Origin of the sequence: Streptomyces sp. NBC_01520 (genome assembly GCF_045040375.1) — a bacterium.
Taxonomy (GTDB): Bacteria; Actinomycetota; Actinomycetes; order Streptomycetales; family Streptomycetaceae; genus Streptomyces.
Map to the genome: position 1 here is coordinate 836,936 of NZ_CP109404.1, position 12,815 is coordinate 849,750.

The 12,815-nt window shown below is 70.4% G+C and carries 12 protein-coding genes; 5 read left to right on the plus strand and 7 right to left on the minus strand.

Going from position 1 to position 12,815, the window contains the following annotated elements; genetic code table 11:
- Positions 1-117: 117 nt before the first annotated feature.
- Complete coding sequence (locus OG524_RS03825; RefSeq protein ID WP_405812423.1) at positions 118-1,302, plus strand: serine/threonine-protein kinase; 1,185 nt, start codon at positions 118-120, stop codon at positions 1,300-1,302.
- Positions 1,303-1,312: 10 nt separating this feature from the next.
- Here the strand turns inward: OG524_RS03825 and OG524_RS03830 are convergent, their stop codons facing one another.
- Complete coding sequence (locus tag OG524_RS03830) at positions 1,313-2,305, minus strand: aldo/keto reductase (RefSeq protein WP_405392359.1); 993 nt, start codon at positions 2,303-2,305, stop codon at positions 1,313-1,315.
- 82 nt (positions 2,306-2,387) lie between these two features.
- A complete protein-coding gene (locus OG524_RS03835) occupies positions 2,388-3,305 on the minus strand; it encodes a family 16 glycosylhydrolase (protein WP_405809055.1) in 918 nt (305 codons plus the stop codon).
- Between the two features lie 207 nt (positions 3,306-3,512).
- Between OG524_RS03835 and OG524_RS03840 the strand changes: the two genes are divergently transcribed.
- Positions 3,513-4,040 carry a DUF4232 domain-containing protein gene (locus OG524_RS03840; protein ID WP_405809057.1) on the plus strand — a complete coding sequence of 176 codons (528 nt, stop codon included), beginning with the start codon at positions 3,513-3,515 and terminating at the stop codon, positions 4,038-4,040.
- Positions 4,037-4,783, plus strand: a complete 747-nt coding sequence (locus OG524_RS03845) for a DNA polymerase ligase N-terminal domain-containing protein (protein WP_405812424.1) — start codon at positions 4,037-4,039, stop codon at positions 4,781-4,783. The genes OG524_RS03840 and OG524_RS03845 overlap by 4 nt, the downstream gene beginning before the upstream one ends.
- A 68-nt stretch (positions 4,784-4,851) precedes the next feature.
- Here the strand turns inward: OG524_RS03845 and OG524_RS03850 are convergent, their stop codons facing one another.
- The 5 genes from OG524_RS03850 to OG524_RS03870 form a co-directional block, all read right to left on the minus strand.
- The gene (locus OG524_RS03850) at positions 4,852-5,235 is read right to left on the minus strand and encodes a MerR family transcriptional regulator (RefSeq protein ID WP_405392356.1); all 384 of its coding nucleotides are present in this window, start codon (positions 5,233-5,235) and stop codon (positions 4,852-4,854) included.
- 29 nt (positions 5,236-5,264) lie between these two features.
- The gene (locus OG524_RS03855; protein ID WP_405392355.1) at positions 5,265-6,299 is read right to left on the minus strand and encodes an MDR family NADP-dependent oxidoreductase; all 1,035 of its coding nucleotides are present in this window, start codon (positions 6,297-6,299) and stop codon (positions 5,265-5,267) included.
- A gap of 98 nt (positions 6,300-6,397) precedes the next feature.
- On the minus strand, positions 6,398-7,114 hold the full coding sequence (locus tag OG524_RS03860; RefSeq protein ID WP_405809059.1) for a class F sortase: 717 nt from the start codon (positions 7,112-7,114) through the stop codon (positions 6,398-6,400).
- 120 nt (positions 7,115-7,234) lie between these two features.
- Positions 7,235-8,101 carry a hypothetical protein gene (locus tag OG524_RS03865; protein WP_405809061.1) on the minus strand — a complete coding sequence of 289 codons (867 nt, stop codon included), beginning with the start codon at positions 8,099-8,101 and terminating at the stop codon, positions 7,235-7,237.
- Positions 8,102-8,607: 506 nt separating this feature from the next.
- Complete coding sequence (locus OG524_RS03870; protein WP_405392352.1) at positions 8,608-9,195, minus strand: TetR family transcriptional regulator; 588 nt, start codon at positions 9,193-9,195, stop codon at positions 8,608-8,610.
- A 95-nt stretch (positions 9,196-9,290) separates the two neighbouring features.
- On the opposite strand from OG524_RS03870, the gene OG524_RS03875 reads away from it, so the two are divergent.
- Positions 9,291-10,334: an NAD(P)-dependent alcohol dehydrogenase gene (locus OG524_RS03875; protein WP_405809063.1), complete on the plus strand. Its 1,044-nt coding sequence runs from the start codon at positions 9,291-9,293 to the stop codon at positions 10,332-10,334.
- Positions 10,335-10,622: 288 nt separating this feature from the next.
- Positions 10,623-12,806: a discoidin domain-containing protein gene (locus OG524_RS03880; RefSeq protein WP_405809065.1), complete on the plus strand. Its 2,184-nt coding sequence runs from the start codon at positions 10,623-10,625 to the stop codon at positions 12,804-12,806.
- Positions 12,807-12,815: the final 9 nt, after the last annotated feature.

A 12,815-nucleotide genomic window follows, 5' to 3' on the forward strand; every position in this document is an offset into this window, starting at 1 on the left:
TACCGAGCCGATGAGGTCACGCCGCGGCAGTCGGAGCGGGCCACAGTTCGAGATTGGTGTGCACAGGTGCTGGTAGCTGGACGGTACCGGTTGATATCCCCCATCGGCCGTGGCGGCATGGGCGAGGTGTGGCGCGCCACGGACGAAGTGCTGGGCCGGGCAGTGGCGGTGAAGCTGCTGCTGGGGGACCAGGCCGACGCCTCGTCGACCGCGCGGTTCCGCCTGGAGGCGCAGACCGCGGCGCGTCTGAGTCACCCTCATCTGGTGGCCGTGTTCGACTTCGGCTCGTGGGAGGACCGCTTCTTCCTGGTGATGGAGCTGGTCGAGGGCCAGAGCCTCGGGGATCTGCTGGAGGCTCAGGAGAAGGTCCGTCCCGAGCAGGTGGCCCTGATCGCCGGCCAGGCGGCCGCCGGTCTGGCCGCGGCACACCGGCAGGGCATCGTGCACCGTGACATCAAGCCCGGCAACCTGATGCTGGATGCCGAAGGGTCCGTGAAGATCGGGGACTTCGGCATCGCCCAGTTCGTCGACGATCCTTCGACGGCGCTGACCACGGCGGGACACATCGTCGGCACGAGCCTGTATCTGGCTCCGGAGCGGGCGTTGGGCCGCACGGCCGACTCCGCGTCGGACATGTATTCCCTCGGCTGCGTCGTCTACCAGCTCCTGGTCGGTCAACCGCCGTTCCGCTCGGACACGGCGACCGCCACGCTCTACCAGCACGTGGACACTCCCCCGGTGCCGGTGAGGCAGCGGGGAGTCGATGTCTCCCCCGCCTTCGATTCGTATCTGATGGGCCTGCTCGCGAAGAAGCCGGAGGACCGGCCGAGCGCGCAGCAGGTCTCCGACTGGTTCCGCACCGACGCCTGGCGTGGGCGTGCGGAGCCGCTGCCGCGGCACGTTCCCGCCGCCCCGTCGCCCGCCGCTCCGGCCGCGCGCCCGCCGTCCGCCGCCGGCGCACCGACCGCCGGGGGCGTTTCGACGTACCGGCTGCCCCAGGCCACCGGGCGCAGACGGGCCGCTCCGGCGCCCCGGGCCGCGCGGTCGACGACCACCCGCCGGATGAGCACGAGTGAGGCGATCCGCCGTCGGCCCCGGGTGGCGAGCGCCGTCGCCGGTGCGGTCGCGTTCGTGGCGGCGGTGTATCTGGGGACGGTCCTGTTCGCGCCGGACTCCGGTGCGGCCGACACCCCGGACCCGGACACCACCCCGACAGCCGTGGTCGAATCGCCCGGGTCCGAGGGTCCCGCCGACCCTGCGGGGGACGCTCCCCCGCAGGACAGCGACGACGAGGACGACTGAGTCCCGCGGGTCACCAGCGTGCGTGGACCTCCGCGCGGATGCGGCGGTCGTACAGGTCACGGACCGCGTCCAGCGTCTTCCGCGGCAGCGCCGGGAGCGCGGCGGCCGCCGCGTTGGCCCGGGCCTGTTCCACGGACCGCGCGCCGGGGATGACGCTCGTGACACCGGGCTGCTGGATGATCCAGCGCAGCGCGGCCTGTGCCGGGGTGGTGCCCTCGGGGACGAGGCCGGCGAACTCCGCGGCGGCGGCCACGCCGGTCGCGTAGTCGACACCGGAGAAGGTCTCCCCCTGGTCGAACGCCTCGCCGTGGCGGTTGTACGTACGGTGGTCCTCGGGGGCGAAGACGGTGTCCGCGGTGTACTTCCCGGACAGCAGCCCGGAGGCGAGCGGAACCCGCGCGATGATGCCCACCCCTGCCGCCTCGGCCGCCGGGAGGACCTCGTCCAGCGGCTTCAGCCGGAACGGGTTGAGGATGATCTGGACACTGGCGACACCGGGCCTGGCGATGGCCGTGAGCGCCTCCGCGCACGTCTCGACGCTCACCGCGTAGGCGGCGATCCGCTGTTCGGCGACGAGCGTGTCCAGGGCGTCGTAGACCGCGTCCGAGGAGTAGACGCTCGTCGGCGGGCAGTGCAGCTGGACGAGGTCGAGCGTGTCGACACCGAGGTTGGCGCGCGAGCGGTCGTTCCACGCGCGGAAGTTGTCGAGGACGTAGTTCTCGGGGACCTGCTCGGCGCGCCTGCCCATCTTGGTGGCGACGAGGATGTCCGCGTCCGGCCGGTCCTTGAGATAGCGGCCGATGAGCTGTTCGCTGCGGCCGTCCCCGTAGACGTCCGCGGTGTCGAAAATGGTGACTCCCGATTCGACGGCGGCGTCCAGGACACCGAAGGCGTCGACCTCCCGCACCTCACCCCAGTCCCCGCCCAGCTGCCAAGTGCCCTGTCCCACGACCGATACGTCACGGCCGGTCCTGCCGAGTGTGCGCTGCTCCATACGGATCATGCTACGTCGGTACACGGGACCGGCACGGAGGACGGCGAGGGTGCCCGTCCGCAGGTCGTGCGGCGGACGGGCACCGGGCGGGTCAGCCGTCGGTGGTCACGCGGACGTAGTCGACGACCAGTTGCTGCGGGAAGGAGGTGCTGCCGTCCGGGTCGCCGGGCCAGTAGCCGCCGACGGCGAGGTTGAGGATGAGGAAGAACGGCTTGTCGAACACCCAGGCGTTGCCGTTGAGATCGGCGGGGGTGCGCCGCTGGTAGACCGTTCCGTCGACGGACCAGGTGACGGAGTCGGGGGCCCAGTCGACGGCGAAGGTGTGGAAGTCGTCGGCGAAGGCCGCCCCGCCCGGCAGGGTGTAACCGGCGCCGATGCCGCCCGAGCCCGAGTAGCCGGGGCCGTGCAGGGTGCCGTGGACGGTGCCGGGTTCGAAGCCGACGTTCTCCATGACGTCGATCTCACCGCTGTCGGGCCAGCCGACGCTGCCGATGTCGGCACCGAGCATCCAGAACGCGGGCCACATGCCTTGTCCGCGCGGGACCTTCATCCTGGCCTCGACATGACCGTACGTCTGGGTGAACCTGCCCGAGGTGTTGAGGCGGGACGAGGTGTACTCGCAGGTTCCGTACCAGCACTGGTAGTTGCCCGGGTTCTCCTTGCGTGCGGTGATGACGAGGTTGCCCTGGCCGTCCAGGGCGGCGTTGTCGTTGCCCGGCGTGTAGTACTGCCGCTCGTGGTTGTTGACGTTGTCGCCTGTCTCGATCTGCCACGTGCCGCCGTCGACGGCGGAGCCCGCGGGGCCGTCGAACTCGTCGGCGAAGGCCACGGCGGCCGGTGCGGAGGACGCCGTGGAGGATGCTCCCGTGTGCGGGCCGGGTGCGGCGGAGGCTCCGGCGGGCAGGGCGGTCATGGCCGTCGAACAGCACAGCAGGGAGAGCGCGTACAGCGTCGCGCGACGCCGCTTCGCCGGACGCCTCACGGCGTGGCGGGGGGATTGCACAGTCATCACATCACTTCGGGGTGGGGGTACATCGAGGGCGTGCCGGCATGCGTGGGGGCATGCCCATGACAGGTATGCACCTGGGGCGAACAGTGGGAGTGGTCGCCTCCGGTATATATTTCAGCACTTGATTTAAGGCAGCGACCTAAGACTCGTCAAGGACGCGTTCCGGACCCGACGGATAGAAGTCCTCGGAATGGGGACGGACAACTCATGCTTATTCGCCATGTACCGGCCGTTCCTGCGATCCTCGCTCTCGCCCTGCCGGTCCCGGCCGGTGTCGCGACGGCCTCCTCCACCGGAGTCACCGCCCCCGCTGTCCCCGCCTGCCGGGAGAGCCGCCTGGCTGTCGCCGCCACCGCCGCGGACAGGCCCGACACGCTGCGGATCAGCGTCACCAACCGCGGCGCCGGGGCCTGCGTCGTGGACCGCATCCCCACCGTCGTGTGCGGCGACCTCGACGGGCCCACACTCCCGGTGCCCGACGCCGACAGCGCGCCGTACCGCCTGCCCGCCGGCGGCTCCGCGTACGCGGCGGTCCGCGCCCTCGACCCGGTATCCACCGAGCTGCGGCTGGTGGACGCGCTGACGGTCGCCGGGGACCCCGCGCACCGCGGCCGGACCTTCGACGCCGCCACCCTGGGGGCGCCCGACGGGATCAGGGTGTGGGAACCGGTCACCACGTGGTGGCACAGGTCGAGCGCCGAGGCCGACGCGGTGCTCGACCGGCATACGGACTGACCGGCACACGGCCCGGCCCGCGCACGACGGCGGCCACGCGTTGGAGATCGCGTGGCCGCCGTCGTGCGCGGCACGGCCGGCGGCGGCACAGTGGAGGTACGGGGTACGGACCGTGCGGGTCCCACCGGTCCAGCCGATGGGCGGACAGGGTCCGGCCGCATCCCGGCGGAAGGACTTCAGCCGTGAACAGCGACGGCGGACGGCGTTTCGTGGTGCAGATCCATGACGCCCGGCGGATGCACTTCGACTTCCGGCTGGAGGTCGACGGCGTACTCAGGTCCTGGGCCGTGCCTCGCGGCCCCTCGGACAATCCGCGCGACAAGCGGCTGGCCGTGCCGACCGAGGACCATCCGCTGGAGTACCGCGAGTTCGAAGGCGTCATCCCGCAGGACGAACAGGGCAGCGGCACCGTCATCGTCTGGGACCAGGGGACCTACCGGCCCCTCAGCCACGACCCCGGGGGCGCGCCCGTCCCCTTCGGCGAGTCCCTGGAGCGCGGGCACGCGACCTTCTGGCTCGACGGGGCGAAGCTGCACGGCGAATTCACGCTCACCCGCTTCCAGGTGGGCGACGAGGGTGACTCGCAGGCGCCCGAGGCGTGGCTGCTGATCAAGGCCAACGACCGGCAGGCCGTCCACGACAGGCCGGGCACCCCGGATCCGTACCACGCCCGCTCGGCCCGCACCGGCCGGACCCTCCACCAGGTCGCCACGGCGGAAGGCCAGGGCCTGCGCACCGGCTGAACCGTACGCGCCGACGGCCTGCGCCGGCCCCGGGAGACCGGCGTCAGGAGACCGGCGTGCGGACAGGCTCAGGAGACCGCCGTGCGCCCGGTGATTCTGGCCGCGAGCTGCTCACGCAGCCGGGTCAGCCGATGGATCTCGGCGTCGAGCACGGCCAGCCGCCGCGCCGCGACGCCCTCGCTCGCCACGCCTCCTTCGCCGAATCCCGAGCACCGCCGGGGTCCTTCGTCCACCAGCAGGTCCAGGCGGTCCGAACAGTGGCGCACATCCTCGACGGTGAGCCCCAGGGCCAGCAGTTCACGGATGACCCTGACCCTCGCGACGTCCCGCGTCCCGTACTGGCGCTGGCCCGTCGTGCTGCGCGTCGGTGGTGGCAGCAGCCCCCGCTCCTCGTAGAACCGCAGCGCTCTGCTCGTGGTCCCCGCCGCTGCGGCGGCGTCACCGATCCGCATCTGCCACCCCCTGGCTTCCCGCAGCCTTCTCACAACGTGACGACGACGGTTCCGAGATGGTGACCGCCGATCATCTCGTGCAACGCCCGGGCGGCGTGGTCCATGCCCGCGATCCGTACATGCGGGAAGGTGATCTCCCCCGACCGCAGCCATCGCCCGAACGTCCGGTTCCACTCGCCGAGGACCTCCGGGTGGTCCAGGCCGCTGATGCCGCTCATCGTGATCCGCTTGACGACGAGCTGGAAGGAGTCGATCTCGACCGGTGCCGTGGTGCCGCTGCCCTGTGCGGCCAGCTGACCGGACAGCGCTCCGACGAGGACGAAGCGCGCGCCGGGCCGGGCAGCTCCGACGGCAGCGCGCAGTTGCTCGCCCCCGACCATGTCGACGAAGACGTCGATCCCCTTGGGGGCCGCCTCGGCCAGCCGGGCGGAGACCGAGCCGTCCGGGCCCCTCAGGACGACCGCGTCGTATCCCAGGTCTTCCGTCATCCGGTCGGCCTTGGCCGGTGAGCCGGTACTTCCGATCACCCGTCCGGCACCGAGCAGCCGGGCGATCTGTCCCGCCATGGACCCGACCGACCCTGCCCCGCCCGAGACGAACACCGTTTCCCCGGCCCGGAGTTCCGCGACCCGGGTCAGGGCGGCGTATGCCAGGGCGCCCTGGGACAGGTAGGCGACCGGGTCGGGCAGTTCCCCGTCGAGCGAGGTGCATCCGGCGGCGGGGACCACGGCGTACTCACGCCAGCCGAGGTAGTGCGACACCTGTGCGCCGACCGGTGGTCCGCCGGGGCCCGGAGCGGCCACGACCTCACCGACGGCCGCACCGAACAGGGTGTCACCGGGGCTCACACCGGGGAAGGGCGCACCCTCCACTCCCCCGCCGATGACCGTACGCAAGGCGGGGACGACCTGGAAGTGCGTGTTGCGCACCAGCACCTCGCCGGGCCCCGGCCGCGGCAGCGGCGTCTCCACGACATGGAAGTGCTCCGGGCGCGGCAGTCCTTCGGGTACGGAAGCGAGCCGCACTTCCCGGGAGGTACGGGGCAGGGACGGGCGAACGGTCATGCGGGGCTCCTCGTCTGCGTACCGTGCCGCCGGCCGGCCGGCGGCACGCAGACGCTAAACCCTCACCTGCGCGTCAAGGTCAAGCCCTCTGGCGCCCGTCACGAGTTCCTGGCGCCCACCATGTGGGCGAACACCACCACGTTGTCCTTGTAGTCCTTCTCCTTCTTGTCGAACTCGCCGCCGCAGGTGATCAGCCGCAGCTGGGCCGTACCGTTGTCGGCGTACACCCGGTCGTTCGGGAAGTCCGCCTTGCTGAAGGTCTCGACCGAATCCACCTTGAAGACGGTGTCGATGCCGTCCTCCCGGGTGATGCTCACCTTGTTGCCCGCCTTGAGCGTGCTCAGCAGCAGGAACACGGCCGGGCCCGTCTTGGTGTCGACGTGACCGGCGACGACGGAGGTACCGCGCTCGCCGGGAGTGGCCCCGTCCTTGAACCAGCCGGCCAGGTTCATGTCGTTCGCGGGCGGCGCGTCCAGCCGCCCCGACGGGCCGATGGCCAGCGGTGTGAAGGGGGCGTCGACCGCGATCTTCTTGATCCTGATCCGCTCGGGTTCGGACCGGGGCAGTCCGTGGTCGACGGCAGGCGCGGAAGCCGACGGCTTGGGGGTGGGCGACGACGAGGGCAGGGCCGGGGCGGTGACGGCGGGCGCGGGGGCGGAGGCCAGGGCGGCGACGGGCGGCGGGACCCCCGCCGAGGCGTCGATCGAGTTGTAGACGAGGAGGAAGCCGAGCCCCACCGCAACGGCGGGCCACAGCAGGGAACGGCCGGGGGCAGGGGAGGCGGAGTCTGAGTCGGACGGCTGCTGGGCGGCCATGCGCGTGCTTCCTTTCGCGTGAGGGAAGAGCTGAGGTACGAGGACCGGGAAAATCGGCGCGGCCACCGCCCGGGAAGGGCGGCGGCCACGACAGGATTCGTTCAGCGGTGCGGGCGCCCGTCAGACTGCCGCGGCACCCGAGGCGTTGCGGCGGCGCATCTTGTACGCGGCGGCACCGAGGCCACCGAGCATCAGCACCGAGCCTGCGGCCAGGCCGCTGCCGGACAGGGCCATCGCGCCACCACCGGTGTGCACGCCGCCCTCAGGCTTCTTGTGCTCCCAGGAACCCGGCTTCCCGCTGTCCGTCGTGCTGCCGGACTCGGACTCCTTGTCCTTCTGCCAGTCGTCGGCCGTGATGCCGGCCAGCGCACCACCACCGGTGTGCACACCACCCTCAGGCTTCTCGTGCTTCCACGACTCGGGCTTCTCACGGTCCGCGTTGTTACCCGTCGCGGACTCCGACCCCTTGTCCTTCTGCCAGTCGTCCGCCGTGATGCCGGCCAGCGCACCACCACCGGTGTGCACACCACCCTCAGGCTTCTCGTGCTTCCACGACTCGGGCTTCTCACGGTCCGCGTTGTTACCCGTCGCGGACTCCGACCCCTTGTCCTTCTGCCAGTCGTCCGCCGTGATGCCGGCCAGCGCACCACCACCGGTGTGCACACCACCCTCAGGCTTCTCGTGCTTCCACGACTCGGGCTTCTCACGGTCCGCGTTGTTACCCGTCGCGGACTCCGACCCCTTGTCCTTCTGCCAGTCGTCCGCCGTGATGCCGGCCAGCGCACCACCACCGGTGTGCACACCGCCCTCAGGCTTCTCGTGCTTCCAGGAGTCCGGCTTCTCACGGTCGTCGTTGTTGCTGCTGGAGGAGGATCCGCTGTCCTTGTCCCAGCCGTCTGCCGAGGTCACGGCGTATGCGGCGGGGACGGAGACCGCGAGGACCGCCGTGACGGCGGCCGATGCGAACAGGGTGCGGGCAGAGCGCATGGATACACAGTCCTTTCGCCACCCCTGCGACGGCCGGCTGGTTGTCGGCTCATCGGATCACAGGTGCGACGTGCTCCACCGTCAGCCGGAATTCCGCTTCCCACCACTGGAGAGCGCCGCATTCGAGCGATGCCATGGGCTCATCGTGTGACTGCGGGCCGGATATCACCCATTGGAGGGCACGCCACGCCGAGAGGATGTTTGCGCGACGGTGATCATGGGTGGTCCCGCGGGGCGTGCCGCTTCCGGACCCGGGCGCTTCACTCGGCCGCCGACACCCCGCACCGGCGTGTCGTGGTGAGCATGCGTCATGAGGACCGTCCGCGACCTGCGAGGTTCGTCCACGCGGCCAACTGAGGTGACCGGTCGCACCACTTGGGGTCCGTGGCACGCGACACGCCCGGCCCGGCGCGCCCACTCCGCGCAACACGCCCGGGCCCGGAGCCTCCGCGCGCAACACTCCCGGCCGGATTCCGCGGCGCGCAACGGCGCCGTCCCGCGCTCCGTCAGTCCGCCGCCACCGCGCGGCGGACGCTCTCGCGGAGCAGGGCGCGGCGCTGTTCGTGCACTTCGGAGGGCTCGTCGGCGGTCGCCGCGTAGACGTTGCTGACCGGCGACCAGGCCATGGACATGGCGATGACCATGGCCATCACGTCGAACGGGTCCCCCCGGCGCACCAGACCGGCCGACTGGGCTTCGGCGATGGCGCGCAGCTTGAGGTCGTCGAGGCGGTCGGGGTCGTCAACCAGGTGCCCGCCCGGCCGACGCTCCAGGCGGGCCCAGGTGGCCAGCCGGATGAGGTCGGGGCGGCGGAGGTACTCGTCGTAGAGGCGTACGGCCCAGTCCGCGAGGTCGGTGGCGTCGATCGGGGCGACGTTCATGATCCGTTCGAGGGAGCCGAAGAAGATGGCGTCGAAGAGCCCGTCCTTGTTGCCGAAGTAGGCGTAGAGCTGCGCCTTGTTGCTGCGCGCGGCAGCCACGATCCGCTCGATGCGCGCTCCGGCGATCCCGTGCTCGGCGAATTCCTGGGTCGCCACGTCGAGGATGCGCCGGTACGTCGCCGCTCCGCGCGGGGTAAGGGGCTGGTCTGCCATGCCTTCACGCTACCAAACAGAACAGTTGGTTTGCCTGGCGGCCCGGATGCCCTTACCTTGAAATAGACAGAACAGTCTGTTTAAGGAGTTGCACGGTGCGGACAACAACCGGCTGGCAGGCGGACGGGGCGACGACACCCTTGCGGCGTACGTCGCTGACGCGGCGCGACCTGCGCCCCGACGATCTCGCGGTCCGGGTCGACTACTGCGGCGTCTGCCACACCGATCTGCACGCCGTCCACGCCCACGACGGCGAGGCGGGCCACCCGCTGGTGCCGGGGCACGAGTTCACGGGCGTGGTCACCGAGACGGGGACGGCGGTCACCCGCTTCTCCCCCGGCGACCCCGTCGCGGTCGGCAACATCGTCGATTCGTGCGGCGAGTGCCCGATGTGCGAGGCCGGCCAGGAGAACTTCTGCCACGCCTTCCCGACCCTCACCTACGGGGGCGTCGACCGGCATGACGGATCGACCACCCTGGGTGGCTTCTCCCGCGAATACGTCGTCCGCGACCGGTTCGCCCACATCCTTCCCGCCGGCCTGGATCCGGCCGCCGCGGCACCTCTGCTCTGCGCCGGGATCACCGTCTGGGAACCCCTGCGCTCCCTCGGCGTCGGACCCGGCAGCCGCGTCGCCGTGGCGGGGCTGGGCGGCCTGGGCCATCTCGCGGTCAAGATCGCGGTGGCGCTCGGCGCCGACACCTCCGTCCTCAGCCGCTCCCCGGACAAGGCCGACGACGCCCGCCGTCTCGGCGCCCACGCCCTCATCGCCTCCACGGACCCGGAGCAGATGAAGGAGGCCCGCGACAGCTTCGACGTCGTCATCGACACCGTTTCCGCCCCGCACGACCTCGGCCCGTACCTGCGCCTGGTCGCCATGGACGGCACACTCAGCCAGCTCGGGTATCTCGGGCCCGTCACCGTGGAGACCATGGACCTGCTCGTGGGGCGCAAGAAGCTCAGCTCGGCAGGGAGCGGCGGCAGGCCCGCGACCGCCGCCATGCTGGCTTTCTGCGCCGAGCACGGCATCACCGCGGACATCGAACTGCTCCCCTCGGCGCGGGTGAACGAGGCCCTCGACCGCCTGCGGAACAACGATGTCCGCTACCGCTTCGTACTCGACATGTCCGACCTGGGGTGAGCCCACGGCGGGCCGTGACCAGGAGCAGTACCGGAACCGCCCGGGCCGATCCGTTACTTTTTGAAGAAACCGCGCGTCAGATCTCACGTTCCGTCACCGCGGAGGTCGAGCCAAAGGGGCAATCACAGCGGAGATGCCATCAGTTCTTGTCGTCAACAGGCCCTGAGACATCTGTTGTTGCACATCTCTTGACGTGTTCGTAACAAGGGTGAAGTATCTGCCGCAGCCGGAGAGCGCTCTCTCCGGCTGTGCGCGTCGTGTACCCGCCCCACGGCTCAGGAGACCCCCATGTACGCACCCCCTCTGTTCCACAGACCCGTCCCCTCACCGCGCGGAAGACGCGGCGGTGTGCTGGCCGTCGTCGCCGGACTCGTCCTCTCGCTCCTCGCGTTCGTCCCCACGACGTCCGCGAGCGCGGCACCGTCGCTGTTGTCCCAGGGCAAGACGGTCACCGCCTCCAGCCAGGAGAACGGCGGGACCCCCGCCGGCTCCGCGGTCGACGGCGACAACGGCACGCGATGGGCGAGCGCCTTCGCCGATCCTCAGTGGATCAAGGTCGACCTCGGCGCCGCCGCCTCGGTGAGCCAGATCGTCCTGCGGTGGGAGGCGGCCTACGGCACCGCCTACCGGATCGAGTTCTCCTCGGACAACAACACCTGGAGCACCGCCTACTCGACCACCACGGGCCCCGGCGGCACGGAGACGCTCGACGTCTCCGGCACCGCACGCTACGTCCGGCTGACGGGCACCGCCCGGGCCACCGGGTACGGCTATTCCCTCTGGGAGTTCCAGGTGTTCGGCACGACGGGCGGCGGGGGCGACCCGCAGATCCCCGGCGGTGGTGATCTCGGTCCCAACGTGCTGGTCTTCGACCCGTCGACGCCCGACATCCAGGGCAAGGTCGACGAGATCTTCAAGAAGCAGGAGTCGGCCCAGTTCGGGACCGACCGCTACGCCCTCATGTTCAAACCGGGCACCTACAACAACATCAACGCCCAGATCGGCTTCTACACCTCCATCGCCGGACTCGGCCTCAAACCCGACGACACCACCTTCAACGGCGACGTGACCGTCGACGCCGGCTGGTTCAACGGCAACGCCACCCAGAACTTCTGGCGCTCCGCCGAGAACCTCGCCCTCAACCCCGTCAGCGGCACCAACCGCTGGGCCGTCTCCCAGGCCGCCCCCTTCCGCCGCATGCACGTCAAGGGCGGCCTCAACCTCGCCCCCGACGGCTACGGCTGGGCCAGCGGCGGCTACATCGCCGACAGCAAGATCGACGGCCAGGTCGCCCCCTACTCCCAACAACAGTGGTACACCCGCGACAGCACCATCGGCAGCTGGGGCAACGGCGTCTGGAACATGACCTTCTCCGGCGTCGAAGGCGCCCCCGCACAAAGCTTCCCCGAACCCCCCTACACCACCCTGCAAACCACCCCCGTCTCCCGCGAGAAGCCCTTCCTCCACCTCGACGGCAACGACTACAAGGTCTTCGTCCCCGCCAAACGCACCAACACCCGCGGCGTCTCCTGGAACGGCACCCCCCAGGGCGAGTCCGTCCCACTCGACCAGTTCTACGTGGTCAAACCCGGCGCCACGGCACAGACCATCAACGCAGCAGTACGCCAGGGCCTGCACCTGCTCTTCACCCCGGGCATCTACCACGTGAACGAGACCATCGAGATCAACCGCGCCGACACGATCGCACTCGGCCTGGGCCTGGCCACAATCATCCCGGACAACGGCGTGACCGCGATCAAGATCGGCGACGTCGACGGCGTCAAGCTCGCCGGACTCCTCATCGACGCGGGCCCGGTCAACTCCGGGACCCTCATCGAGGTCGGCCCCGACGGCGCCCTTGCCGACCACTCGGCCAACCCGACCTCCCTCCAGGACGTGTTCGTCCGCATCGGCGGCGCCGGCCCCGGCAAGGCGACCACCGGCATCGTCGTCAACAGCGACGACACGATCATCGACCACACCTGGCTCTGGCGTGCCGACCACGGCGAAGGAGTCGGCTGGGAAACCAACCGGTCCGACTACGGCCTCCGGGTCAACGGTGACGACGTCCTGGCCACCGGCCTGTTCGTCGAGCACTTCAACAAGTACGACGTCCAGTGGTACGGCGAGAACGGGAAAACGATCTTCTTCCAGAACGAGAAGGCCTACGACGCGCCCAACCAGGCCGCCGTCCAGAACGGCGACATCAAAGGCTACGCCGCCTACAAGGTCGACGACTCCGTCACCACCCACGAGGGCTGGGGCATGGGCAGCTACTGCTACTTCAACGTCGACCCGACGATCCGCCAGCAGCACGGATTCCAGGCCCCGGTGAAACCCGGCGTGAAGTTCCACGACCTGCTCGTCGTGTCACTCGGCGGCCATGGCCAGTACGAACACGTCATCAACAACACCGGAGCCCCCACCTCCGGTACGTCGACCATCCCGTCCCAGGTGGTCTCCTTCCCCTGAGGCGGGGTG